This window comes from Nocardioides nematodiphilus, assembly GCF_020216525.1.
Lineage (GTDB): Bacteria > Actinomycetota > Actinomycetes > Propionibacteriales > Nocardioidaceae > Nocardioides > Nocardioides nematodiphilus.
In genome coordinates, this window is the sequence record NZ_JAIWOY010000005.1 from 221,850 (window position 1) to 247,083 (window position 25,234).

Genomic DNA, 25,234 nt, shown 5'->3' on the forward strand with positions numbered 1-25,234 from the left:
GTCCGATTCCGGTCATCGGCAGGATCGGACACATCGCTGCGGCCGAAACGGCCCGTGCCGCTTCCCAGCGCTCAATACGCTCGGCCGGCCCCCTCCGGGTGCGGGGCTCCGCCGTCCGATCCACTCTGGGAGCAGCCCCACATGTCACGTCCCTTCTTCGCGCGCGGCCTGGCCGCCAGCGCCGTCGCCGCGCTGGCCGTCACCGGTCTCGCCACCCCGGCTCACGCCGACGCCCCCTTGACCGTCAGCCTGCTCAGCCAGCTCAACGGCAAGGCGTCGACGAGGCAGGACGTGGTGACCACGTCGACGTCCCTCCCGTTCACCCTCACCGCGCACGCCAGTGCGAACGCCGCCGTGACCTTCAGCTACCGCCCGGCCGGTGCCGACGACAGCGCGTGGGCCACCATCGGCATCCCGTTGGGCACCTCCACCGATGGCTACGTGAGTGCCGATTGGTCGGGAGCGCCGCTCGGCGTCTACGACCTTCAGGTCAGCGCCACCGATGGCACCACGACCGTCGTGGACCGGCGCCTGAACGTGCAGATCGACAACGTGACCGATGCCGTCGAGCTCGCCAACCAGTACAGCGGTCTTCCGTACTTCACGCAGCCGTACGCCTCCGCGGGAGAGACCGCGACGTACGCCACCGTCACCGGCACCACCTCGGCCACCAGCGGCGACGTCGCCCTCTCCTGGTGGGATGCGGCCGACGGTGACTTCCACGGCCAGACCAACGCCGCTGTCAGCCAGGTGACCCTGAAGGCCGGCGGCCCGTTCGGCATGCCCGGCTTCCCGCCCATGCCCTCGGTGTACGGCGGGAGCTTCAGCGGTGTCCTGGACCTCGACGGCTTCGACGTCGCACCCGGCGCGGTCGTGCCGGTGAAGGCGTTCCGCGGCACTGACGACGTCCAGCCGCTGGCGCTGGCCTCAGCGGCGCAGGCGATCACCGGCATCTCGGTCGACTTCGACGGCGTGGCCGGGGCGGGTATCACCGGACACGCGACGGTCGTCGACGCGAGCGGCCTGCCGATCCCCGGCGTCCAGGTCCGCCGCTCCGCCGACGACTCGCTCGTCGGCTATACCGACGACGCCGGCACGGTCCCGCTGACCCAGACAGCGGACTCGAGCGCGAGCTACTACGCGAACGCCAACAACGATGCCGCGTACTTCCCGGAGGACGGTGACCGGACCGTCTCCGTCGAGTCCCCGACGTTCGCCAGCATGACGTCGGTGGAGCCGTATCTCGCCGACGGCACCGTCTTCGACCGCGACGAGTACACCGACGGCGATCTCGCGCTCCAGGTGTACGACCAGGAGGGCGCGGCCGTGGGTGCAGGACTGACCGTCCCCTACGCGATCTACCGCTCCGGCGCCACGCCGCCCGCGCCCACGATCGGCATCACCGACGCGGACGGCAGGATCGTGATCAGCGCCGCGCTGTCGACGCCGGGCTCGTACACGCTCGCCTACGGCGAGGTGGGCAGCACCGAGACGGACAACACCGACGCCACTTTCCTGGCCGGTGACGCGACGCTCGCGCTCTCGCCGGCCTCGGGAACGGCCGCTTCGGGTGGAACCATCACCTACACCGGCACGCTCGCCATCGGCGAGGAGCCGCTGTCGGGGCGCGCGATCGACCTCTCGTACGCGCCCGACGGCACCAGCGACGCCGGCATCGGTGCCGGCCACACACTGACCGCGCATTCCACGACCGGCGAGGACGGCACCTTCACCGTCACCGTGCAGGACCCCTCCGCCGCTGCAGCTGGCAGCGCCGCCGAGACCGGCACCCTGACCGCCACGACAGCGATGACGCCCGACTCCGAGGACAGCACGTTCGCCGGCAACGCCGACGCGACCGCGAGTGCCACGGCGCGGTTCGTCGCGGCACCCTGGGTGCCGCCGACCGACCCGCAGCCCCCGGTCACGGGTGGCGACCCCCAGCCGCCGGTCACGGGTGGGGACCCCCAGCCCCCGGTCACGGGCGGCGACCCCCAGCCCCCCGCGACCCCCGACCCGCAGAACACCGTCCAGCTCACCGGCTCGGGTCGCCAGGACCGGACCGACCGGCTGCGCATCGTCGTGTCGCCGGACCTCGCCGGCCGCAAGGTCATCCTGCGTCGTCTGGTCCACGGCCACTGGCGCAAGGCGGCGGTGGGGCGCATCGACGAGAACGGTGTCCTGGTCCTGAAGGTCCGCGACCGCAACCGCGCCCACCGCACCACGTACAAGGTGACGGTCCTGTCGGGCGCTCACCCGACCTCGAACACGGTCACCGTGTCGTGAGTCAGGTGACGGTCCGGCCGATGGCCGCGTCCCAGCTCGAGCAGTGGCGTGCCGCCCGCGCATCGGCGGGCACGCCACTGCCCGACGCGGGGGCCGAGCGGGAGGCCGTGACCGTCACGGTGGACGGCGTCGAGGTCGGCGGGGCGGTACTGGCGTACTCCGCCGAGCCCTCCGGCCGGCGCTGCGCCGTCCTCCTCCTGCAGACCACCGTGCCGTACGACGCCGTCGACCGCTGGACGGCGATCGCCCGCGGTCTCGAGGACTATGCCCGCCGACGGGCCGCGACCGAGATCACGACCGCCGTCGCCCCGGCCCTCGCGGCGGCGTTCGGCCACGCCGGATTCCTGGCGACCATGCTCGGGGCGGAGCGTCCGTTCGGTCCGAACGGCTGGGCCGAGCTCCACGACGACGGCAGGGTGACGGTGCGTCCGATGGACCTCGCCGAGCGACAGCGGTTCGTCGGGGAGCTCCGCGAGCTGATGCTCAGCGGCATGACCCGGGCCGGGGTCGTCGAGCCCGGCAGCCCGAGCCTCGAGGAGCTAAAGACTCGGCTCGTGCCCCTGCTCGAGGATCCGCTCCCCGCGGACCAGCTGGTGCTCACCGCCCTCATCGACGGGGCACCCGGCGGTGGCCTGTGGGCGACCCTCGCCCCGGTCGACGGCGGCAGGGAGATCCACGCCCATGCCCTGCAGATCGATGCGGAGCACCGCGGCCGGGGTCTCGGCCGGTCGTTCCTGAGCGCACTGAACACCTATGTGGCCCCACTCGGTGCCCGCGGTGTCCGGCTGCGGGTCTACGGCTTCGACCGGCGCGCCCAGCAGCTTTTCGGTGTCACCCAGGACACCGTCGAGGAGATCCACCTGCGCAAGGACATCGCCGCGGAGGACGCGGCCCTACGCTGAGCCCATGGTGAAGTGGCGCGGCCGCGATGTGAGCGACACCTGGCGGCTCGATCATCCGTGGGCAAGCGTCTACTCCTTCGGGATGGCGCACCGACCGATCGCGCGTACGGCCGGGGTGGTCGGCTTCGGCACCGACTTCGACCGGATGTACGACGCCATCGCCTCGATCGGCGACCTGCCCGCCGGGTCCACCGTCCTCGACGTGCCCTGCGGGGGTGGGGTCGCGCTGCGCGGGCTGGTCGGCGCGCGCCGGATCCGCTACGTCGCCGCCGACATCTCGATCGCGATGCTGGCGCGCACCCGACGTACGGCCGCGGGTCTCGGTGTCGAGGTGGAGCCGGTGGAGGCCGACGTCGCCGACCTGCCGATGGAGGACCGGTCGGTCGACCTCACCCTCAGTCTCACCGGCCTGCACTGCTTCCCCGATCCGCGGGCCGCGATCCGCGAGATCGCCCGCGTCACCCGCGACCGGATCGAGCTGAGCTGGCTGCGCTCGGATGCCGGCCTGCGGTACCGCCCCATCCTGATCGCCGGGCGGGCCGGCGGCCTCGTCGGACGCTCCGCCACCGCGGACGAGGTGGGGCTGTGGCTCGCGGAGTGCGGCTTCGACGCTGAGATCCGCATCGAGGGCGCGTTCGCGTACGCCTCCGCACGGCGGGGGTAGAGGGCGATTCGGTGGGACCGGAGCAGATCGGGTAATGTCCGGTCACGGCTTGGCCAGATAGCTCAGTTGGTACGAGCGATCGACTGAAAATCGATAGGTCGGCGGTTCGACCCCGCCTCTGGCCACCACCACAGAAGGCCCCCGAGTCCACTCGGGGGCCTTCTGCGTCGCCGCGGCCGCACGGTGTGGAACGATTCCCGCCGTGGCCGAGCGCGTCAGTTTCTCCAGCTCCACCGGACCAATGCTGTCCGGACTGATCGACCTCCCGCAGGGCGAGGTGCGCGGCTGGGGCGTCTTCTCGCACGGCTTCACCTTGGGCAAGGACTGTCCAGCAGCCGCGCGGATCTGCCGCCAGCTCGCCAGCGAGGGCATCGGGATGCTCCGCTTCGACAACCTCGGCCTCGGCGATTCCGAGGGCGACTGGGGCGACGGCTCGTTCACGGTGAAGGTCGCCGACACCGTACGAGCGCTGGCGTTCATGACCGAGCGCGGCACGCCCGCGCGGCTGCTGGTGGGTCACTCCTTCGGCGGCTGCGCGGTCCTCGCGGCGGCGAAGCAGGTCGCGAGCGTCGCCGCGGTCGCGACCATCGGCGCCCCGTCCGACCCGAGCCGCACCGAGCACCAGTACGACGCCGTCGTCGACCGCGTCCTCGCTGACGGCGAGGCGCAGTGGCTGGTCGGCGGCACGAAGGCACTGACGCTGAAGCGCGCGTTCGTCGAGGACGTCCGGGCCGCGGACCTCAACGACGTGATACCGACGCTGGGCCGACCGCTGCTGGTGATGCACTCGCCGACCGACGACACCGTGCCGATCGAGAACGCCAGCCGGATCTTCCGGCTCGCCCAGCACCCGCGCAGCTTCGTCTCGCTCGAGGGCTCCGACCACCTCCTGATGGTGCCGGGCCAGGCGCAGCGGGCCGCGCGGATCGTCAGCGCCTGGGCCGATCCCTACCTCGACTAGTCGTCCTTGACGCGTGGCGGGGCCTGGGGGAGCGTGGCCCGCATGACCACGATCGCGGTGCTGGGTCTCGGGGAGGCCGGGACGTTGTTCGCGGCCGACCTGGTGGCGGCCGGGGTGGACGTACGGGCCTTCGACCCGGTCGCTCCGGCGCCGACGGGCGTGGTGACCTGCGCGGGCGAGGCCGAGACGGTAGCCGGTGCCGACATCGTGCTGAGCATCAACACCACCGGGGTGGCGCTCGAGGTGGCCCGTGCGGCCGCACCGGCCTGCAGACCGGGCACCATCTACGCCGATCTCAACTCGGCGTCCCCCGACCGCAAGCGCGAGATCGCCGAGCTGCTGCCCGTCGGGGTCGACTTCGTGGACGGAGTGCTGATGTCGACGGTGCCGGGCAAGGGGCTCTACGTGCCGATCGCGGTCTCCGGGCCGGGGGCCGCACTCTTCGCGGACCTGATGAGCCAGCTCGGCGCGAAGGTCGAGGTGGTCGGCGACGAGCCCGGCGAGGCGGCCACGCGCAAGCTGGTCCGCAGCGTCTTCTTCAAGGGCCTCGCAGCCGCCGTCACCGAGAGCGTCGCCGCCGCCCGGGCCGCCGGCATCGAGGACGCCATCCGTGGCGACATCGGTGCCGAGCTCGCGGAGGCCGACGCCGGACTGGTCGACGTCCTGCTCAACGGCAGCCGGACGCATGCCGCCCGCCGCGCCCTGGAGATGGAGTCCGCGATCGCGCTGCTCGACGAGCTCGGCGTCCCCTCCCGGGTCAGCACCGCCAGCCGTGACTGGCTGCGCGACCTGGAGCAGGCCCGCGATGAGTGAGATGCCCGTGACCGACCCGACGGGTCCGACGACGCCCGCCGAACCGACCGATGAGCTCCCCGCGTCCGCGTGGGGTGTCGGATGGGCGTTCCTCGGCACCCAGCTGTTCGGGCTGATGCGCCGGGGCCTCACCGGCGCCGATGCGCCCTGGGCGTTCCTCTCGATGGTGCTCTCTGCGGCCGTCGTCGCCTGGTTCGCGGCCGGGGTGCTTCGAGCGCGTCCGCTGCGAACCGGTTTCGTCTGGGTGATCCTCGTCCTGGGGCTGCTGCTTGAGCTCATCAGCCTGCTCGCCGAGCCTCGGCTCGGCGACTGGTTCGAGCTGGTCGTCTCGACGATCCCGGTGCTGGCTCTCGCGAGCTTCTGTCGCAGCCCCTACTTCGCCGAGCAGCGCAGCCTCGGGGCCGACGCGTCGTTCGTACGCCCCGCTATCGGCGGCGTCCTGGCCCTCGCAGTCGTCACCGGCGCCCTCGGCGGCATCACCGACCGCGTGGACGACAGCGGCACCCAGATCCACATCGGCCTCTGAGCCTGTGGGTTGGGGACGCCCCGCGCCCACCCCTTATGCTGAGCGACGCTTCACGCCCCGTTCGTCTAGCGGCCCAGGACCCCGCCCTTTCACGGCGGTAGCGCCGGTTCGAATCCGGTACGGGGTACGACAGCGAACGTCCCGATCCGCCTCGCGGATCGGGACGTTTTTACCTTCGGGCGCCGGGTGGGCTCAGATTCGCCTCAGGGTGTCCGATATCCGGACGTGCGGGCCAAGATGACGGGAGCCTCCCTTCCCCTGGCCCGGCGCGCCCCCGACGTGGAGACCGACGAGGTGCCGGCGCTCGGGGATCCTGCCGCCGAGCTCGCCTTCCAGCGCGAGGTGATCGACCGGCTGCTGCACAGTGAGCCCGTGGGCGATGTCCTCGTCACGATCTGCGAGCGCGTCCAGGAGATCGTCCCCGGCACCCGGGCCTGCGTGGTCGTGGTCGATGAGGTCACGGGCCGTCTCCGGCACGCCGCCGCGCCCGGCTTCGACCCTGACTACATCGCCCGGACCGACGAGCTGATCATGCTCCACGGCCGGGGTCTGTCGGCCGAGGCCGCCCGCCGTGGTGTCGACCTGGCCGTCGCCGACAAGCGGACGGAGCCGTCCCTGTCTGCGGTCTCCAAGTCGAGCATGGAGGAGGGCGACATCCGGGCGAGCCTGGCCCATCCGCTGGTGCAGCCCGATGGCAGTGTCGCGGGCACGCTGACCCTCCACTGGAGCGAGGTCCACCACCCCAGGCGGGACGAGATCGTGGCGGTGCATCACGCGGGCCGGCTGGTCACGCTGGTGCTCGCGCTGGCAGCCCGCTCCGGTGCGACGATCCCCACCGACATGCACGGCCGGGCGCGCTTCCTCCAGCTCCTCAACGCTCGGATGACCCGGCGGGCGAAGCCCTGTGCGGTCCTGGTCATCCACCTCGGCGGCCTCGACCTGCTCGATGCCGAGCTCGACAGCGGCGTGGGCAGCGCGCTGATCCGTCTCGTCGCCGACCGGGTCCACCTGGAGACCGGGGCGCACGCCCTCGTCGGGCTCCTGGACAACGCGAAGGTCGTGGTCGCGCTCGACGCCGAGACCGGGCCCGTACGTGATCGGCTCGCCGCCAACCTCCTGGCCGGTCTCAGCGAGCCCTTCTCGGTCGACGGCGGTGAGTTCGCGCTCTTCCCGTCGATCGGCGTCGCCGTCGGCACCCGCGAGGACGACGCGTACGACCTGGTGCGCAGCGCACTGCTCGCCGCGGAGGCGGGTCGTGCCGACGGACGGGGACGGGTGCGCCACTACGACCGCGAGTTGCGCAACGCGTCCGCGGACCGGCTCGCGCGGCTGGCGGCGCTGCGACGCGCGATCGACAAGCACGAGGTCGGCCTCGTGTACCAGCCGTTCGTCGAGCTCGCGACGGGCGCCTTCACCCGCGCGGAGGCACTGGCCCGATGGCAGATGCCGGGTGGCCGCCGGATCTCACCTGCCGAGTTCATCCCGCTCGCGGAGGCGACCGGTCTCATCGTGCCGCTCGGCGAGCAGCTCCTCGGCCTCGCGATCGACCAGGCGCGCGAGTGGAGCCTGAGCGCACCACACACCCGGGTCTCGGTGAACCTCTCCGGCGTCCAGCTGAGCATGCCGGGCTTCGCGGAGCGGCTGATCGAGCGGATCGAGGACGCCGGGCTCGGCACCTGGCCGGTCATCTTCGAGGTCACCGAGACCGCCCTGATGGAGAACCTCGAGGTCGGCCGGCAGGGGCTGCAGCTGCTCCAGGACGCCGGCTACCGGGTCCTCATCGACGACTTCGGCACCGGTCACTCCTCGCTCGCGCTGCTGGACGAGCTGCCCGTCGGCGGCCTCAAGATCGACAAGAAGTTCATCCAGCGGCTGAGCACCGAGCCCGCTGCCAGGACGGTCGTGAGCGCGATCGTGGCCGTCGCCGGCGCCTACCAGCTGAAGACCACCGCCGAGGGGATCGAGGACGCGGAGACGCTGCGGATCGTCCGTGACCTCGGCATCGACTTCGGCCAGGGCTTCTACATGTGCCTGCCCGCTCCGGCCGACGGGATGGCGGAGCTGCTCAATCGAGGCTTCGACCTGTGATACCTAGGTTCTATCTAGGTATCGACGCTGATATACATCGAGGGTGCGCCCTCCTCGTCTCCTCGTCCTTCCCCTGCTACTCGTCGCCGCGCTGAGCGCCGGCTGCGGAGGGTCGCCTGATGGCCAGGGTCTCGGAGTCGGCGGGAGCGACCGCACGCTCGCGATCGTCGGCACCAGCGACATCGCCGACTCGAACCTCTTCGCAGCCGTGCTCAAGCCCGGCTTCGAGAAGGCCTACCCGCAGTACACGGTGACCTATCAGGGCAACGCCACCGCGCAGGCGATGGCGTTCGCCAAGACCGGGCAGTTCAGCGCGCTGATCGTGCACGCGGCGAGCCTGGAGAACCAGTTCGTGGCGGACGGGTTCTCCACGGCGCCGTACGGGCGGGCCATCTTCTGGGGCGACTTCGTCCTCCTCGGGCCGAAGAACGACCCCGCCGGGGTGATGAGCGGCGGAGCGGCGACCGCCGATCCGGCCGCGGCCTTCGCGAAGATCGCAGCGGCGGGTGCGGCGGGCAAGGCGCACTTCATCGCGCGCGAGACCGGCGCCGGCACCGACGTCACCTCCCACAAGATCTGGGCCACGACCACGGGCGTCGCCACCTGCGCGGTCTCCACCGAGAACGGCGGCGGCGCGATGCCGTCGACCGCGAGCGGCGACTGCGACACCAGCTCGCCGGCCTATCCGTCCTGGTACACGGTGACCGGGGCCAAGCAGGGCGCCAACGTCCAGTACGCCGACGTCTGCAGCCCCGCCTCGGGCGCTCCGGACTGCTACGTCTTCACCGACCGTGGCACCTACGACTACCTCGCCTCGACCGGTGCGCTCAGCACCGTGCGCCCGGTCGTCGAGGGCGACTCGGGGCTGTTGGTCAACTCCTTCCACGCGTACGCGATCAACCCCGACGCTGTCCCGGACGGATCGAAGGTCAACAGTGCCGCGGCGACCGCGTTCCTCGACTGGATCACGTCCCCCTCCGGCCAGAAGGCCGTCGGGAGCTACCTCGCCGAGACCGGCGACGCTCCGTTCCGCCCCGATGCCGCCCCGGTGATCAGGCTCGACGCGACGGTGAGGAACGCCATCGCCGGCACGCTGGCCAACGTCGTGCCCGGTACGCCGTCGCTCTCCGGCCAGAAGGTCACCCTCGAGGTGGCCGGCAAGCCCGTCGCGAGCGCGCTCACCGACGCGCAGGGCCGCTTCTCGATCGCCCACGCGCGGCCCGCCGGATCGGACTGTGCGCTGACGACCGGCCCGATCACCCAGGTCGAGGACGCCACGCTCCACCCGGCGTTCGGGGACCTGCTCCAGCCCGCCGTCCTCGCGCTGTGTGCAGGCGCGCCGACCTCGCCAAGCGCCCGCGCCGAGGGTTGAGCATGACGTTCCTCTGGCAGGGGCTCCAGCAGGCCTGGCACCTGATCGCCACCCGCGACCCGTATCTGTGGGGTCTGGTCGACGTGACGCTGCGGGTGTGTGCGCTGTCGACCGGGATCGCGATCCTCGTCGGCATCCCCATCGGTCTCGGCATCGGGCTGGGCCGGTTCCGCGGCCGTGGCGTGCTGGTCACGCTCGCCAACGCCGGGCTCGGGCTTCCGCCCGTGATCGTCGGCATCGTGCTGGCCGTGCTGATGTTCCCGCAGGCGCCGCTCGGCCGCTTCCACCTGCTCTTCACGCTCCGCGGCGTCTACATCGCCCAGACCGCACTGGCCGTGCCGATCATCATCGCGCTCACGATCTCAGCGGTCAGCGACATCGCTCCGGGCCTGATCGCGCAGGCACGCGCGTTCGGGGCGCGGCGCCACCGGATCGCGCTGCTCGCGCTGCGCGAGGCCCGTGTCGGGGTGATGGCCGCGATCATCGCCGCCGTCGGCTCCGGGCTCTCCGAGGTCGGTGCGATCGCGATCGTCGGCGGCAACGCCGAGTACTCCACCCAGACCCTCGCCACCGCCGCGCTCGAGCGGGTCGGCGCGGGGCGGTACGCCGACGGCATCGCGATCGGCATCCTCCTGATCGGGCTCGTCCTGATCGTGACCGCGCTGCTGACGGTGCTCCAGTTCGCCGGCGGCCAGCGCCGGGTCGGGCGGTCGTCGTGAGGGCGGTGCTGGAGGTCGTCGACCTGGAGGTGCGCCGCGACGGGCGGCCCGTCCTCGACCGGCTCAGTCTGGCGGTCGCGCCCGGTGAGGTGGTCGCCGTCCTCGGGCCCAACGGCGCCGGTAAGAGCACGCTGCTCGAGACGGTCGGTGGCATGCTGCCCGCCGCCTCCGGCCGGGTCCGGGTCGCGGGCCGTGTCGCCACGGTGCTGCAGACCCCGGGTCTGGCCTCGCGCTCGGTGCGGGCCAACGTCGACCTCGCCCAGGCGTGGTTCGGCGTGCCTCGCCGGCAGCGCAGGGGCCGTACGGAGGCTGCGCTGCTCGCCCTGCGGGCCGACCATCTCGCCCGCCGTCCCGCCGCCGCCCTCTCGGGAGGCGAACGCCGCCGGGTCCACCTCGCCCGCGGTGTCGCCGTGGGTGCGGACCTGCTGCTGCTCGACGAGCCGTTCGCCGGCCTCGATGCGGAGACCTCGCGCGAGCTGGTCGCCGACACCGCCACCACCTTGCGCGAGGCCGCCAGCGCGGTGCTCGTCGTGCTGCACGACCGCGCCGACGCGTGGGCGCTCGCCGACCGGGTGCTGGTGATGATGGCGGGGCGGATCGTCGCCGACGGTGCCCCCGACGCGCTGATGAAGGCGCCTCCGAGCGCCGAGATCGCCCGCTTCCTCGGCTACGACGGCGAGGTCCGGATCGGCGACGACGTCGTCCTGACCCGCCCCGCGCACGTGCGCCTCGATCCGGGCGGCGAGCTGGAGGGGGCCGTACGCAGCGTGGTCCGTCTCGAGGACGGGGCCCGCGTCGAGGTCGCGACGCCCCGCGGCACGCTCTTCGCGCTGCACCCGGACGCCGACCTCGCGCCGGGGGAGGCCGTACGGGTGGCGCTCGTCGGCGGGGTCCGCTTCCCGGTGGCTCCGGGCGCGGGACGGTAGCCTCCGGACATGTCGCAGTACCTACGCATCGGCGAGGTCGCCCAGGCCCTCGGCGTCAGCCCCGACACCCTGCGCCGCTGGGAGACGGAGGGCCGGATCGCGTTCGAGCGGCGCGGCAACCAGCGCGTCCTCGACGCCGATCGCCTGCCGGAGCTGCTCGCCGCCCATCGGGGCAAGGAGCGGACGTCCAGTGCCCGCAACCGGCTCACCGGCGTGGTCACCTCGGTCATCCGCGACGGCGTGATGGCCCAGGTCGAGCTCGCCTGCGGCGACTACCGGATCGTGTCGCTGATGAGCCGCGAGGCGGCCGATGAGCTCGGCCTCGAGCCGGGGGTCACCGCCTCGGCGGTGGTCAAGTCGACCAACGTGATCGTCGAGCGTGATCGCTGAACCCGGCTCCTTCGCGATGCACATGCCCCCGATTAGGCATCGTCGCCAGCCCTCGTATAAGTTTCTACTCGTTCCCGCCGCGAAGGCCTCGCGGTGAGGAGCGCCAAGGCCCCGTAGCGCAGTTGGTTAGCGCGCCGCCCTGTCACGGCGGAGGCCGCGGGTTCAAGTCCCGTCGGGGTCGCTCAACTCGAGCGAGGTGTGTGCCGGATGATCCGGCACGCACCTCGTTTCGCATTTCCACGCGTTCACGCGCGCAGCGCGAAGACCGGCACCGCAGGGAGCCCTCCAGGCGGGTTCGTGGTGCTCGGCTACGTTGCTGACGTGGTCGAGGTCAGTCGCGAGCGGTTCGAGGAGCTCGTCGACGACGCGCTCGACCTGATCCCTGCCGAGCTGGCCGCGATGGTGCACAACCTCGTGGTGCTGGTCGAGGAGGAGCCGCCGCCGGGGGAGCCGGACGACCTCCTGGGGCTCTACGACGGCAGCACGCTCGGCCTCGACGCGGCCGGCCATCTGCCCGACCAGGTCTTCGTCTTCCGCCGCCCGCTGATGGAGCTCTGCGAGGACGAGGCGGAGCTGGTCAAGGAGATCCGGGTGACGGTGATCCACGAGATCGGGCACCACTTCGGCATCGACGACGCCCGCCTGCACGAGCTCGGCTGGGCCTAGCAGGACGTCCGACGCGCCGAGCCCGCCTGCGGAGCGTGGCGGATGACGTCCGGGGCCGTCAGAGGGTGCCGAGCTCCCAGCCGATGGCGACCGCGACCAGGCCGAGGACCAGCGAGATCACCACGTTGCCGGTCGCCGCGCGCCAGCGCCCGGCCTCGGCCAGCCGTACCGTCTCGTACGAGAACGTGGAGAACGTCGTCAGCGCGCCGCAGAAGCCGGTGCCGACCAGGGTGAGCGCCCAGGTCGGCGCGTCCGAGACGTAGGTCAGCCCGGCGACCAGGCCCAGCAGGAGCGAGCCGGCCACGTTGACCGAGATGGTGCCCCACGGCAGCACCGAGTCGTGCCGCGACTGCACGACGACGTCGACGAGGTAGCGCGTGGGGGCGCCGATCGCGCCGCCGAGCAGGACCAGCAGGGCCGTCACGGGGTCACCCTGCGCGGCCGGCCGCGCCGCAGGAGGGCGCTGCCCAGGCCGAGGCCCAGCATGATCGCGACCAGGCCGAGCGCGACGCTCGTCGCGACGTACGCCAGCGCCTCGCCGGGATGGCCCGCGGCGACCAGCCCGCGGGTGTCGAGCTCGGCGGTGGAGAAGGTGGTGAAGCCGCCCAGCACGCCGACGCCCAGCAGGGGGCGCACGTAGCGGGTGTGCGCCCAGACGGTCAGCACGCACGACATCAGCAGCCCGAGCAGGAAGGCCCCGCCGAGGTTGGTCCACAGCGTCGCCCACGCCCACGCGCCGGCGGGGTGCGGCATCGCCTGCGCCAGCCCCCAGCGGCCCAGCGCGCCGAGCGCGCCGCCCAGCGAGATCATCGGTACGAGATGCGCGTGCTCGCGCAGCACCAGCCACGGGTGCGGCGCCGGGCGTACGGCAAGCTCGACATCGGAGTCGGTCTCCACGAGGCCAGACCCTATCGACACATCGACGCGCTGCGAGGGTGGCTCCCGTGCCTCACCGCACGACGCGCAGCGCCGACGGCTCCGTCTGCGGCTCGACCCACGCGGTCGGCGCGGCGCCGGCGGCCTGCCGGACGTACTCCCCGAGGAACCAGCGCTGGAACTCGCGCTGATCGTCCGAGCGTGCCAGCGACAGCAGCCTCTCCTGACGGCAGAACTCGTCGGCGACGTCGAGCAGGTCGACGAAGCGGCGCAGCGTTGTGGCCGCCTCGCGCGGCATCCGCACGGACAGGTCCGCGACGTCGGCGTTCTGGGCGAGCGCGCCCTCCATGTCGCTCAGGCCGATGCCATCACGGAGCTGGCGCTCGAGGACGCTGAAGAGGTCCGAGAGGGTCTTGGCGAGCGGGTAGTCGGCCTCGTGCGCCACCGCCAGCAGCCGGACCTCGCGGCGCAGCTCGCGGAAGTGGGTCTGGAAGCCGACGTAGTGCCGCAGCGGCACCCCCAGGATCCGTACGTCCACCGGGTCCTCGAGCTCGTCCTCCGGCGGTGCGTCCGGACCGTGGATGACGCCCTCGACGCCCTCGTCCTCGGAGATCTGGCTCGCCGGAGCGAACCAGACGACCTTGCCGTCCGACTCGATCTCCGCGCCCCACGCGTCCGAGCTGCGGGCCACGATGGACAGGCCACGACCGAAGGTCAGCAGGAGGTCGTCGTCGGGGTCGAGGCCCAGGGGTCCGGGCAGGATCGGCCCCTCGACGGAGGCGTCTCGGACTTCGACGCGCGGATGCTCCCGGGTGCCGCGGACGCGGACCTGGATCGGGTCGGCGCCGTGCAGCACCGCGTTGGTGACCAGCTCGGAGACCCCCAGCTCGGCGCACTCGATCAGATCGGTGCGGCCGATGTCCTGGCACGTCTGGATCACCCAACGCCGCGCGTCCTGAACACCGCGGGGGCCGCGGGCCAGTGTCAGAGCGGGACGAGTGAGGGGCACGCTTGCGATCTCCTGCGTGACGGCCGAGAGAGGACGAGGCGGGGACGGGATGGTGGCCAGACGGCGATCAGTCTGTCCTGCGATCTCTTACCCGTGTGAAAGGCACGCCAAACAGATGATTTATTCCGGTCGTAAGTGTGACCATCGAGATGGGTACCCCGAGTGGGCAACGCGGGCATCAACGCGCGAGAATGGATGTTGAACGATCCAAGGGATCACTGAGAGAGGGATTGGCATGGCCGCCAGCCAGGCAGGTAAGCACAAGGTCGTCGTCATCGGATCGGGCTTCGGAGGGCTCTTCGGCACCAAGGCCCTGCGTCACGCCGACGTCGAGGTGACGATGATCGCCAAGACGACCCACCACCTGTTCCAGCCGCTGCTGTACCAGGTCGCGACCGGCATCCTCTCCCAGGGCGAGATCGCGCCGGCCACCCGCGACGTGCTGCACAAGCAGAAGAACGCCACCGTCCTCCTCGGTGAGGTCACCGGCATCGACCTGACCAACAAGACGGTCACCAGCGAGCTGCTGGGCCGTGTGTCGGTCACCCCGTACGACTCGCTGATCGTCGCCGCCGGCGCGGGCCAGTCGTACTTCGGCAACGACCAGTTCGCCGAGTTCGCCCCGGGCATGAAGTCGATCGACGACGCCCTCGAGCTGCGCGGTCGGATCTTCGGCTCCTTCGAGCTCGCCGAGCTCGGCGCCGCCCGTGGCGAGAATGTCGACGACCTGCTCACCTTCGTGGTCGTCGGCGCCGGCCCGACCGGCGTCGAGATGGCCGGCCAGATCGCCGAGCTCGCCCGCCGTACGCTGAAGCAGGACTTCCGCCACATCAGCAGCCGTCAGGCGCGCGTGGTCCTGGTCGACGCGGCTCCGCAGGTGCTGCCGCCGTTCGGCGAGAAGCTCGGCGAGTACAGCAAGAAGGCCCTCGAGAAGGCCGGCGTCGAGGTCGTCCTCGGCGGCATGGTGACCGCCGTCGACGAGCGCGGCCTCGAGGTCAAGTTCAAGGACGGCAGCACCCGCCGCATCGACTCGGTCGCCAAGATCTGGGCCGCCGGCGTGCAGGCCTCGCCGCTCGGCAAGACCCTGGCGGAGCAGACCGGCGCCGAGCTCGACCGCGCCGGCCGGATCGCCGTCAACGACGACCTGACGCTCCCGGGCCACCCCGAGGTCTTCGTCCTCGGCGACATGATCAGCCTCAAGAACCTCCCGGGTGTCGCGCAGGTCGCGATGCAGGGCGGCAAGTTCGCCGCGAAGTCGATCAAGGCCGACCTCGCCGGCAAGCCCCGCCCCCAGGAGTTCAAGTACTTCGACAAGGGCTCGATGGCGACCATCAGCCGTGGCAAGGCCGTCACGACGGTCGGCAAGCTCCGGTTCACCGGCCTGATCGCGTGGCTGATGTGGCTCGTCGTCCACCTCGCGTACCTGACCGGCTTCAAGAACCGCGTCACCGCGGTGCTGCGTTGGGCGATCTCGTTCCTCGGCCGCGACCGCAGCGAGCGCACCACCACGCTGCAGCAGATCTTCGCCCGCCAGGCGCTGGAGCAGATCGACGGCGGAGCGACCGGTCTGGTCTCCGACCCGGGCGAGACCGAGCGTCTGCTCGAGGCGCGCCGCAACGAGCTCGAGGAGCAGGCCGCCAAGGAGGCCCGTCTCACCGACGCGGGCGAGCGTGGCGTCACCGCTCACTGACACCCTCCCAACGGACGCCCCGGCCGCGCGCCGGGGCGTTCGTCATCTCGGGGCTAGATCTCCGGGCTAGATCTCGGGGTGGAAGTACCGCACCACGTAGGTGAACTCGCGTGGGTCGACCATGGAGGAGTCGATGACGTACGGGCTCATCGAGCGCCGCAGGATCAGCACCTTCCAGCCACGACCGCCGGGCGTGCCGTGCATCTCGACCTGGACGTGGGCGAGGTCGAAGAGTGCCTTACTGCCGTTGCGCACGATCTCCAGCTCGCTGCCGTGCAGCGTGAGCCGAGCCGGGGTGGCACTGGTCCGGGTCGCCCAGATGACGCCGGTGACCACGGCGACGATGCCGGCGATCGCGTAGCTGGTGTAGCTGCGGTCCTGGTACGCCCACCAGGCCGCGCCGGCGGTCAGCGCGAGGAAGCCGAGCAGCAGCAGGCCGAGGATGCGCTGGGTCCCGCCGCGGGGCTTGAAGAAGATCGTCTGGGCGAGTGAGGGCACCGGGTCCAGCGGTGGGTTCGAGGGCCACGGCGCTCGGGTCTGCTCTGCCCGCACCTCATCGGCCGACGCGGGCTCGGCAGCCACCGGCGCGGGGTCCTCGACCGCCGCGGGCTCCGGATCCGGCTCGGCCCGGAGCGCGGCCAGGACGCTCGCTGCGGCGACGTTGTGATCGGGCAGCTGCGGCTCGACGTGCGCGGATGCCTCGGATCCGGGCATCTGCTGGGGCTCCGGCTCGACGTCCTCCGGACGGCCCTCGTGGTGGGCCAGCCACTGCTCGAAGAGGTCGGCCCCCCGCCCGGTGCCGTCGGTCTCGCTCATGACCAGAGCGTAGATGCGCGACGAACGGCACGAGGGAAGTTGTCGGAAGTACCCCGTGTCGGGCTCGAACCGACGACCCGCGGATTAAAAGTCCGCTGCTCTAACCAACTGAGCTAACGGGGCGGGGGTAGACAATCACGTCGAGCAAACCATGGGAAATCCACCCGGTGTGGTTTGCCGCCGTCGCTAACGGTCCGCGCGGAAGACGCTGAGGAGCCTGGACCTGGGCCTTGAGGCGACTGAGAGTAGATGTGGGTGGCCGGCGGCGAGACCCCGATCGGCTCACACCACCCTCGAAGACGGAGCGGTCAGAATCAGGCCGGCTCGAGCTCGCCGAACTGGGCCCGGTGCTCGGTCGGCGTGACGCCGAGCTGGCGACGGAAGTGGTAACGCAGCGCCTCCGGAGACCCGAAGCCGCTGCGGGCGGCGACATGGTCGATGGGCAGGTTCGTCGACTCCAGCAGGCGGCGTGCCCGATCGACCCGCTGCAGGAGCAGCCAGCGCATCGGGCTCAAGCCGATACGCTCGCTGAAGCGCCGGGTGAAGGTCCGTCGCGACATCGCGCCCGCACGGGCCCAGGCGGTGAGGTCGATCGGCTCGTCAAGCCGGTCGTGCGCCCAGCCCATCGCTACGGCGAGGGTGTCCTCGCCCGCGTCGGTGACGGGCGCCGGAATGTACTGCGCCTGCGAACCGACGCGGTGCGGAGCCATCACCATCGCCCGGGCGACGAAGGCGGCATATGTGCTGCCGTGGTGCTGGCGGACGACGTGCAAGCAGCAGTCGAGCGCGGCTGCGACACCCGCAGACGTCACGATGTCGCCGAGGTCGCTCCACAGCACATCGGCGGCGACGTGGACGGCGGGGAAGCGCTCAGCGAGCTCGACGGCGGAAGCCCAGTGCGTGGAAACCGTGCGCCCGTCGACCAAACCGGTCGCCGCGACCAGCCAACTGCCCAGGCACAGGCCGATCAGCTGGGCGCCGCGCTCGTGTGCGGCCCGCAGGGAGCCGAGCAACGCCGTTGACGGCTCGACCTCCGGGTCCCAGCTCGGTGCCACGATGACGTCCGCTGTGGCCAGCGCTTCTAGCCCCATCGGCACGCGGAGCGTGAGCCCGCCGGCAAGTGTCAGCTCGCCGGGGTCCTCAGTGCACACGACGACGTCATAGCGGGGCTTCACGCCGCTCACGCCGGCGAGTCCGAAGACCATCTGCGGCACCGAGAGGTGGAACGGGCTCACGCCGTCATAGGCGAGGACCGCGACCGAGCGCCTGGGCTGCATGGCCCGATCTTACGGAACGGTGGCACTCGGGCCAATGGTCGGCGGGTCGTACGCACGGCACGCTTTTGCCATGACTGAACTTCTCCTCGTCGGCGGCCCTACCGTCCGTATCCGCTACGCCGGCTCGACCTTCCTGACCGACCCGACCTTCGACCCGCCCGGGGACTACGAAGGGCGCGTGACCCTGCACAAGCTCACCGGCCCCGCCCTCACTGTCGACGAGGTCGGGCGGGTCGACGTGGTCCTGCTCTCGCACGACGAGCACGCCGACAATCTGGATCATTCGGGCCGGGCGCTCTTGGCCCAGGTGCCCGTCGTGCTCTCCGAACCGGGAGCGGCGCACCGAATTCCGAGCGTGACGGGGCTCGAGCCGTGGGCGTCGACCCGCATCGGCGACGTGACCGTGACGGCCGTGCCCGCCTTGCACGGTCCGGAGGGCTGCGAACCGTTGACCGGTGTCGTCACGGGATTCGTCCTCCAGGCCGCCGGCGAACCCACGGTCTACGTGTCCGGAGACAACGCATCGGTCGACATCGTCGGCGAGATCGCCAGCCGGTTCCCGATCGACGTCGCCGTGCTCTTCACCGGGGCCGGCAATGTCGGCGCCTTCGGCGACACCGACATCACCCTGAACCGACGCACGGCGGTCCAGGCAGCCGGCCTGCTCGGCGATGCAGTCATCGTCCCCGCGCACGCAGATGGTTGGGATCACTTCAGCGAGACCAGGGAGTCGTTGGCGCGGGCGTTCGAGTATGCAGGTCTTGGCGCCCGGCTCCTGCTGCTCGAACCAGGCGTGGCGACGGCACTCTGACGCTCGGCCGCACTCAGGCGGAACCTCTCCCGCGTCCACCTGAGGGTCACGTGAACTCGCCCAGCACGACACGTCGGTCCGCAGCGGCCGTCAGCGTCGTACGACGTCGAACTGGGCCATCATGCCGTGGTCCTCGTGGTCGAGCATGTGGCAATGGAGCATGAACAGGCCGGTGTAGTCGCTGAAGCGTGCCGCCACCTCGATCGACTCGCCCGGGTCGAGCCGCCAGGTGTCCTCGAGGCCGCGCTCCCAGGGCGGAGGGCGCCGGCCGTCGCGCAGTAGCGTGCGCCATTGCTCCTCGTGCAGGTGCACGAAGTGGGTCAGCCGGGTGTCGTTGACAATGCGCCACCGTCGGACGCTGCCCAGGGGGACCGTCACATCGGCCCGGTGCGGGTCGAACGCCTTGCCGTCGATCGACCAGTACGACCTGCCGTGAGGGCCGTGCGCGAGGCCGAGATGCCAGGTGTGGGTGACGTGGCGCGGAGCCGGGGCCAGCGCGGGCGACGGCAGCTGCGTCGGGATGCGGGACCGGTCGGGAGCGGCGTGCCGGACCCGGAACTCCATCACGGCTCCGGGCCGTGAGCCGGTCCCGCTCGTCGCGTCGGCGCGCGGGATGGAGGTGAGGACGACGTTCTGTCCCTCCAGGCCATGGAAGTCGACGATGACCTGCGCCCGCTGCGAGGGCCCGAGCAGGATGTCCGGGCGCACGACGGGATGGCGCAGCAGCCCGTCGCCGGTGCCGATCTGGACGAGCGGGCGCCCGTTGGAGAGCGCGAGGTCGTACATCGAGAACCCCGACGAGTTGAGCAACCGGAGCCGGTAACGCGTCGCGCTGACGTCCAGGTGTGGTGCGTAGCGGCCGTTGACCAGGATCCGCTCGCCGGGGATGCCGTCGTTCGGCGGCGCGTGCGGGCCGGTCCAGCTCATCGCGCCGTGGTCCATGACCATGGTCGGCATCGCGGGATGGATGAGCTGGTTCTGGGCGTCGAGCGAACGCTCACTGATCATGAGCGGGACGTCCCGACGCCCGTGCGGCAGCCGCAGCCGCTTCTCGGCCGGGTCATCGACGATCATCATCCCCTGGAGCCCGTTCCAGTTGTTGCGCGAGGTGCGGTCCATCCGGTGGTCGTGGTACCAGAAGAAGGAGCCCGGCTCGGCCCGGCCGTCGTCGGTGAGCGGGTAGCGGTAGGTGCGGGTCCGGCCGTGGCGCACGAGGGAGTGGGTGGGCTGCCCGTCGTACTGCGACGCGTGGTGGTCGCCGTGGAGGTGCATCGAGGTCGATCCTGCGGAGCGGGGGAGCCGGTTGACGACGGTGACGTCCGTCTCGTGGCCCGTGGGACGGCGGATCGTGGGGCCCGGGTAGGTGCCGCCGTACGTCCACATCCGGGTCAGCGGGCCCGCCGGCATCACGCGGACGCCCGCCCGCCGCTGCACCAGCCGGACGTGTCGCCCGGCGACCTGACGCGGGACGACCAGGGCCTGGTCGAAGGAAGGCAGAGTGCCCGTTGTGCCGCCGCGGGAGCCGGTGACGATCAGCTGCCCCCGCATGCTGGGGTGGAAGGTGCAGTGGAACCAGTAGGTGCCTGCAGCGAGGCCGGCGACCGGCACGCTCAGCGTCGAGCCGGGAGGAACGCGGACCGAGAACAGGGGCGTACCGCCCGCGTCGGTGGCGTCGGAGGTGACCGTGTGGTCGATGCTGTCGAGGTTCACCGCGCTCAGCACGCCATCCTGGGACACGGTCACTCGCCGGGTCGCGTAGCCGTGATCCATCGCGTCGCGCGGGATCACGATGGTGGCGTTGACGGGAGTGTCCCCGAGGTCGGCCGAGGCAGGCACCGGCCCGCCGACCACGACGCTGAGGCCGACGGCCATGACCAGCGTGACGGCTGCGCGCATGACCCTGGAGCCCGTTCTCGCCACCCCACCAACCCTCCGCGACATGGCCGTGCGCGTCATACCCGATTTACGGGAATGGCGAACACGTCCGCATGCGGCTGCGCGGCTGCGCGCCACTGTCGAGAGAACTTCCCGCCTAGAAAGGCCGCACCATGCATCAATTCCTCCGTGCGCGCGCCCTCAGTCTCGCGGTGGTCGCCGCCGTCGCCGGCGCCGTCGTCTCCGTACCGGTCCACGCCGACGCTTCCAGCATCCTCAAGATCCACATCAACTCGCATGGCAAGGTGAGGCTCAGCGACACGACGCTGCACACCGGCACGGTGCGGTTCGCGTTGACCGGTGGCGCCCCGGGCTGGGGTGTTCAGGTGGTGACGCTCAAGCACGGGCTGACGCTGAAGCGTGCCGAGGGTCTGGTCGCCGGTGCCTTCGCGGGCAACGTCAAGAAGATCCGCAAGATGTACGCCGACATCAACTTCGTCGGCGGCCCGAGCGCCAGCGGCCCTACGTCTGGCACCCTGGAGCTGCCGAAGGCCGGCACCTACTACGTCTTCGGTACGCCGCCGGACGGGGTGAAGTCACCCAACGTCGTGAAGGTCCATGTCACGGGCCCGGCCGTGCGCCCGGCCGCGCCGACGAGCAAGGCCCAGGTCGTCGCGGTCACGGGCGCCCGTTGGGGCGGCCGGTCGACCCTGCCGCACAAGGGGACGCTGGTCTTCAAGAACAGGTCCAAGGACTACGCGCACTTCGTCGACTTCGAGGCCGTGCAGCCGGGGACCACGCGGGACCAGGTGCTGAGCTTCCTGCAGAGCTCGGGGCCGAACTCGCCGCCGCCGAGCTTCGCCGACATGACGCGTCAGGGGTTCAGCGGCTCGATCGTCAGCCCCGGCGAGTGGACGGCCCAGCGGTTCCACCTCGCGCCGGGCGCATACGCGGTCCTGTGCTTCATGCCCGACAAGAAGATGGGCATGCCGCACGCGCTCATGGGGATGGTCAAGATCGTCACCGTGAAGTAGCTCGGACGCGGCTGAGCGCGGCGGGGTAGTGCCCCGCCGCGCTCACTCGCGTCCGGACTCGGGTACGCCGGTCCCTCGCCACGGGTGCGCCCCGGGCCGCCGCCTCGTTCCGTCGCGGGGTGAAATCGGCGGCCAGCTCGCGCACCTCGGCGATTGTGCAGGGCTCTGCCCCGCCTCACGGACCGGAAGCATCACCGCTCCTGCCTTCACGAGCCCGCGATGTCTTAGTCGACCCCAGACGAGGAGGACCGCCGGTCCCAGGACGCGCAGGCCCTTCCAGGCCGGGGCCCCTCGCGGTTGACTGGCCGCGGAGCAGCGCGCCCCCGCTATGACCCGCGTCACTTCGCAAGGAGTGGATCGATCCATATGACGGCGGTCACACCTTCGGCATCCTGATTCCGGCATGATCCCCAGCACGAAGCCCGGGAGCACCTCGATCCACGAGAGCCCTGGAGCGCGAGAACCACGAAGGAGCCTCGATGTTGATCGGAGTGACCCGCGAGACCCGTCCCGGCGAGACGAGGGTCGCGGCGACGCCGACCACCGTCGCCCAGCTGCTCAAGCTCGGGTACGACGTCGTGGTCGAGGCGGGTGCCGGTGCCTTGTCGAGCTTCGCCGACGAGGCGTACGTCGAGGCCGGCGCGCGGATCGGCACGGCCGAGGACGCGTGGGGCGCCGACGTGGTCTTCCGTGTCAACGGCCCGACGGTCGCCGAGGTCGCGCGCCTCAGGAGCGGTGCGTACGTGACCGGGCTGATGGCTCCGGCCCAGAGCCCGGAGCTGCTCGAGGCGCTCGCTGCGCGCGGCGTGACCGCGCTGGCGATGGACGCGGTCCCGCGCATCAGCCGCGCGCAGTCCCTCGATGTCCTCAGCTCGATGGCCAACATCGCGGGCTACCGCGCCGTGATCGAGGCCGCCCACCACTTCGGCCGGTTCTTCACCGGCCAGGTCACCGCCGCGGGCAAGGTACCGCCGGCCAAGGTCCTCATCGCGGGGGCCGGCGTCGCTGGCCTGGCCGCCATCGGCGCCGCCTCCTCGCTCGGCGCGATCGTGCGTGCCACCGACCCGCGCCCCGAGGTGGCCGACCAGGTGAAGTCCCTCGGTGGCGAGTACCTCCCGGTGGTCGTGCCGCAGGAGGAGCAACAGGTCTCCTCGGACGGCTACGCCAAGGCCACCAGCGAGGCGTACGACGCCGCGGCCGCGCAGCTCTACTCCGACCAGGCCGCTGACGTCGACATCGTCGTGACCACCGCGCTCATCCCGGGCCGCGCCGCCCCGCGCCTGCTCACCGCCGCCGACGTGGCCTCGATGAAGCCCGGCTCGGTGATCGTCGACATGGCCGCGGCCATGGGCGGGAACGTCGAGGGCTCGGTCGCCGGCGAGGTCGTCACCACCGACCACGGCGTCACCATCATCGGCTACACCGACCTGGCCGGTCGCCTGCCCGCGCAGGCCAGCCAGCTCTACGGCACCAACCTGGTCAACCTCGCCAAGCTGCTCACGCCGGGCAAGGACGGCCGCCTCGTCCTCGACTTCGAGGATGTCGTGCAGCGTGGCCTCACGGTCACCCATGAGCGCCAGGTCATCTGGCCGCCGCCGCCCGTGCAGGTCTCGGCGGCACCGGCGGCACCGGTGGCGAAGCCGGAGCCGAAGCCGGTCAAGGAGCCGATGTCGGCGCAGGCCCGGCTCGGCTGGAGCCTGGTGGCGATGCTGGTGTTCGGCGCGATCGTCGCCTGGGCGCCGCAGCCGCTGCCCCAGCACTTCACCGTGCTGATGCTCTCGATCGTGATCGGCTACTACGTGATCGGCAAGGTCGCGCACGCCCTGCACACCCCGCTGATGTCGGTCACCAATGCCATCTCGGGCGTGGTCGTGGTCGGCGCGCTGCTGCAGCTCGTGACCGTCACCGGCGACCGCACGATGCAGATCCTGGCTGCGATCGCCGTACTGCTCGCCTCCATCAACGTCTTCGGCGGCTTCGCCGTCACCCGCCGCATGCTGGCGATGTTCTCGAAGGGCAACTGATCATGACCGTCAACGCGATCGCGACCGCGGCCTACATCATCGCCGCCCTCCTCTTCATCCTCGCCCTGGCCGGCTTGTCCAAGCATGAGTCGGCGAAGAACGGTCTGACCTACGGCATCATCGGCATGGCCCTGGCTCTGCTCGCGACGGGTGCCGTGGTCATCAACGACGCCACCGGCGGCGTCGGATCTGGTGGCGGTCTCGCGATCGTCCTGATGCTGTGCGGGGTCGTCGTCGGCGCTCTGATCGGCCTGCAGCGTGCCCGTGTCGTCGAGATGACCGGCATGCCCGAGCTGATCGCGATGCTGCACAGCTTCGTCGGTCTGGCTGCCGTCCTGATCGGCTGGGCCGGCCACCGGGAGACCGTCGTCGTCCACCTCGGCGAGGGCTACCCCCAGTCGCTGTGGAACATCCACAACGCTGAGATCGCGATCGGCATCTTCATCGGTGCCGTCACGTTCACCGGCTCGATCGTCGCGAACCTCAAGCTGAGCGCGAAGATCAAGTCCGCCCCGCTGATGCTGCTCGGCAAGAACGCGATCAACATCGGCTCGCTGATCGTGTTCGCCGCCCTGACCGGTGTCTACATCGTGCTCGACCGGCACGAGACCGGTGTCAGCGGCACCGTTGTGCTCGCCCTGCTGACCGCGGTCGCGCTGTTCCTCGGCTGGCACCTGGTGATGAGCATCGGCGGCGGCGACATGCCGGTCGTGGTCTCGATGCTCAACAGCTACTCCGGCTGGGCCGCGGCCGCCTCGGGGTTCCTGCTCAACAACGACCTGCTGATCGTCACCGGCGCGCTCGTCGGCTCGAGCGGTGCGTACCTGTCCTACATCATGTGCCAGGCGATGAACCGCTCGTTCATCTCGGTGATCGCCGGTGGCTTCGGCATCGAGGCCCCCGCCGCGAAGGGCGAGGAGGAGCAGGGCGAGATTCACGAGATCAAGGCCGACAGCGCCGCCGAGCTCCTCGCCGGCGCCAACAGCGTGGTGATCACGCCCGGCTACGGCATGGCCACCGCCCAGGCCCAGCACGCCGTCGCCGAGCTCACCAAGCAGCTGCGCGCCAAGGGCGTCGAGGTGCGCTTCGGCGTCCACCCGGTCGCCGGGCGCCTGCCCGGCCACATGAACGTCCTGCTCGCCGAGGCCAAGGTGCCGTACGACATCGTCCTGGAGATGGACGAGATCAACGACGACCTCGCCTCCACCGACGTGGTCCTGGTGATCGGTGCCAACGACACCGTCAACCCGGCCGCCTCGGAGGACCCGTCCAGCCCGATCGCCGGCATGCCGGTGCTCACGGTCTGGGAGGCCAAGGACGTGATCGTGTTCAAGCGCTCGATGGCCGCGGGCTACGCCGGCGTGCAGAACCCGCTGTTCTTCCGCGACAACACCCAGATGCTGTTCGGCGACGCCAAGGACAAGGTCGAGGAGATCGTGGCAGCCTTGAACAGGTGAGGCCGATGACGCGCACGATCATCGCGTACACCTTCGACGCGCTGCGCGGCCG

The 25,234-nt window shown here is 71.2% G+C and carries 23 protein-coding genes and 4 tRNA genes; 20 read left to right on the forward strand and 7 right to left on the reverse strand.

The genetic code is table 11. From position 1 onward, the window contains the following. Positions 1–141 precede the first annotated feature (141 nt). The 15 genes from KSO98_RS10965 to KSO98_RS11035 all read left to right on the forward strand — a co-directional run bounded on the left by KSO98_RS10965 (position 142) and on the right by KSO98_RS11035 (position 12,313). The gene (locus tag KSO98_RS10965; protein WP_225285601.1) at positions 142–2,286 is read left to right on the forward strand and encodes a hypothetical protein; all 2,145 of its coding nucleotides are present in this window, start codon (positions 142–144) and stop codon (positions 2,284–2,286) included. A gap of 20 nt (positions 2,287–2,306) precedes the next feature. Beyond that, positions 2,307–3,188 (forward strand): GNAT family N-acetyltransferase, encoded by an 882-nt coding sequence (locus KSO98_RS10970; protein ID WP_225285602.1) that lies wholly within the window; start codon positions 2,307–2,309, stop codon positions 3,186–3,188. Between the two features lie 4 nt (positions 3,189–3,192). After that, positions 3,193–3,852: a class I SAM-dependent methyltransferase gene (locus KSO98_RS10975; protein ID WP_225285604.1), complete on the forward strand. Its 660-nt coding sequence runs from the start codon at positions 3,193–3,195 to the stop codon at positions 3,850–3,852. A gap of 51 nt (positions 3,853–3,903) precedes the next feature. Next, positions 3,904–3,980, forward strand: a tRNA-Phe gene (locus KSO98_RS10980). Between the two features lie 74 nt (positions 3,981–4,054). Further along, entirely contained in the window at positions 4,055–4,813 is a 759-nt protein-coding gene (locus KSO98_RS10985) for an alpha/beta hydrolase family protein (RefSeq protein ID WP_225285605.1), read from the forward strand. A gap of 42 nt (positions 4,814–4,855) precedes the next feature. Next, positions 4,856–5,626: a DUF1932 domain-containing protein gene (locus tag KSO98_RS10990; RefSeq protein ID WP_225285606.1), complete on the forward strand. Its 771-nt coding sequence runs from the start codon at positions 4,856–4,858 to the stop codon at positions 5,624–5,626. Next, a complete protein-coding gene (locus KSO98_RS10995; protein ID WP_225285607.1) occupies positions 5,619–6,152 on the forward strand; it encodes a hypothetical protein in 534 nt (177 codons plus the stop codon). Before KSO98_RS10990 ends, KSO98_RS10995 begins: the two co-directional genes overlap by 8 nt. A 54-nt stretch (positions 6,153–6,206) precedes the next feature. Continuing rightward, positions 6,207–6,279: transfer RNA gene (locus tag KSO98_RS11000), tRNA-Glu, on the forward strand. Between the two features lie 110 nt (positions 6,280–6,389). Then, a complete protein-coding gene (locus KSO98_RS11005; RefSeq protein WP_225285608.1) occupies positions 6,390–8,240 on the forward strand; it encodes an EAL domain-containing protein in 1,851 nt (616 codons plus the stop codon). A gap of 43 nt (positions 8,241–8,283) precedes the next feature. Further along, entirely contained in the window at positions 8,284–9,612 is a 1,329-nt protein-coding gene (locus KSO98_RS11010) for a substrate-binding domain-containing protein (protein WP_225285609.1), read from the forward strand. A 2-nt stretch (positions 9,613–9,614) separates the two neighbouring features. Next, positions 9,615–10,331 (forward strand): ABC transporter permease, encoded by a 717-nt coding sequence (locus KSO98_RS11015; RefSeq protein ID WP_225285610.1) that lies wholly within the window; start codon positions 9,615–9,617, stop codon positions 10,329–10,331. Then, positions 10,328–11,257 (forward strand): ABC transporter ATP-binding protein, encoded by a 930-nt coding sequence (locus tag KSO98_RS11020; protein WP_225285611.1) that lies wholly within the window; start codon positions 10,328–10,330, stop codon positions 11,255–11,257. Before KSO98_RS11015 ends, KSO98_RS11020 begins: the two co-directional genes overlap by 4 nt. A gap of 9 nt (positions 11,258–11,266) precedes the next feature. Then, complete coding sequence (locus KSO98_RS11025) at positions 11,267–11,647, forward strand: TOBE domain-containing protein (protein WP_225285612.1); 381 nt, start codon at positions 11,267–11,269, stop codon at positions 11,645–11,647. A 107-nt stretch (positions 11,648–11,754) separates the two neighbouring features. Then, positions 11,755–11,828 (forward strand) — tRNA-Asp (locus KSO98_RS11030). Between the two features lie 140 nt (positions 11,829–11,968). After that, positions 11,969–12,313: a metallopeptidase family protein gene (locus KSO98_RS11035; protein WP_225285614.1), complete on the forward strand. Its 345-nt coding sequence runs from the start codon at positions 11,969–11,971 to the stop codon at positions 12,311–12,313. A 58-nt stretch (positions 12,314–12,371) separates the two neighbouring features. On the opposite strand, the gene crcB is transcribed toward KSO98_RS11035, so the two are convergent. From crcB to KSO98_RS11050, 3 genes are read right to left on the reverse strand one after another with little or no spacing between them, the layout of a single operon-like run. Then, positions 12,372–12,737 (reverse strand): fluoride efflux transporter CrcB, encoded by a 366-nt coding sequence (gene crcB / locus KSO98_RS11040; RefSeq protein ID WP_225285615.1) that lies wholly within the window; start codon positions 12,735–12,737, stop codon positions 12,372–12,374. Then, complete coding sequence (locus tag KSO98_RS11045; protein WP_225285616.1) at positions 12,734–13,210, reverse strand: FluC/FEX family fluoride channel; 477 nt, start codon at positions 13,208–13,210, stop codon at positions 12,734–12,736. The genes crcB and KSO98_RS11045 overlap by 4 nt, the downstream gene beginning before the upstream one ends. Positions 13,211–13,262: 52 nt before the next feature. Further along, a complete protein-coding gene (locus KSO98_RS11050) occupies positions 13,263–14,129 on the reverse strand; it encodes an ATP-binding protein (protein WP_225285617.1) in 867 nt (288 codons plus the stop codon). A 304-nt stretch (positions 14,130–14,433) separates the two neighbouring features. Here KSO98_RS11050 and KSO98_RS11055 point away from each other — a divergent pair, with 304 nt between their 5' ends. After that, on the forward strand, positions 14,434–15,888 hold the full coding sequence (locus KSO98_RS11055; protein ID WP_225285618.1) for an NAD(P)/FAD-dependent oxidoreductase: 1,455 nt from the start codon (positions 14,434–14,436) through the stop codon (positions 15,886–15,888). 66 nt (positions 15,889–15,954) lie between these two features. On the opposite strand, the gene KSO98_RS11060 is transcribed toward KSO98_RS11055, so the two are convergent. The 3 genes from KSO98_RS11060 to KSO98_RS11070 form a co-directional block, all read right to left on the reverse strand. Beyond that, a complete protein-coding gene (locus KSO98_RS11060) occupies positions 15,955–16,704 on the reverse strand; it encodes a hypothetical protein (protein WP_225285619.1) in 750 nt (249 codons plus the stop codon). A gap of 49 nt (positions 16,705–16,753) precedes the next feature. Next, positions 16,754–16,827: transfer RNA gene (locus KSO98_RS11065), tRNA-Lys, on the reverse strand. Positions 16,828–17,018: 191 nt separating this feature from the next. Further along, entirely contained in the window at positions 17,019–17,981 is a 963-nt protein-coding gene (locus tag KSO98_RS11070; RefSeq protein ID WP_225285620.1) for a GlxA family transcriptional regulator, read from the reverse strand. A 70-nt stretch (positions 17,982–18,051) separates the two neighbouring features. Between KSO98_RS11070 and KSO98_RS11075 the strand changes: the two genes are divergently transcribed. After that, complete coding sequence (locus tag KSO98_RS11075; RefSeq protein WP_225285621.1) at positions 18,052–18,792, forward strand: MBL fold metallo-hydrolase; 741 nt, start codon at positions 18,052–18,054, stop codon at positions 18,790–18,792. A gap of 90 nt (positions 18,793–18,882) precedes the next feature. Here KSO98_RS11075 and KSO98_RS11080 read toward each other — a convergent pair whose 3' ends face one another. Next, positions 18,883–20,688: a multicopper oxidase domain-containing protein gene (locus KSO98_RS11080; RefSeq protein ID WP_225285622.1), complete on the reverse strand. Its 1,806-nt coding sequence runs from the start codon at positions 20,686–20,688 to the stop codon at positions 18,883–18,885. Between the two features lie 152 nt (positions 20,689–20,840). Here KSO98_RS11080 and KSO98_RS11085 point away from each other — a divergent pair, with 152 nt between their 5' ends. From KSO98_RS11085 to pntB, 3 genes are all read left to right on the forward strand, one after another. Continuing rightward, positions 20,841–21,701 (forward strand): hypothetical protein, encoded by an 861-nt coding sequence (locus KSO98_RS11085; RefSeq protein WP_225285624.1) that lies wholly within the window; start codon positions 20,841–20,843, stop codon positions 21,699–21,701. 479 nt (positions 21,702–22,180) lie between these two features. Next, positions 22,181–23,725: a Re/Si-specific NAD(P)(+) transhydrogenase subunit alpha gene (locus KSO98_RS11090; RefSeq protein WP_225285625.1), complete on the forward strand. Its 1,545-nt coding sequence runs from the start codon at positions 22,181–22,183 to the stop codon at positions 23,723–23,725. A gap of 2 nt (positions 23,726–23,727) precedes the next feature. Beyond that, entirely contained in the window at positions 23,728–25,182 is a 1,455-nt protein-coding gene (gene pntB / locus KSO98_RS11095; protein ID WP_225285626.1) for a Re/Si-specific NAD(P)(+) transhydrogenase subunit beta, read from the forward strand. Positions 25,183–25,234 lie beyond the last annotated feature (52 nt).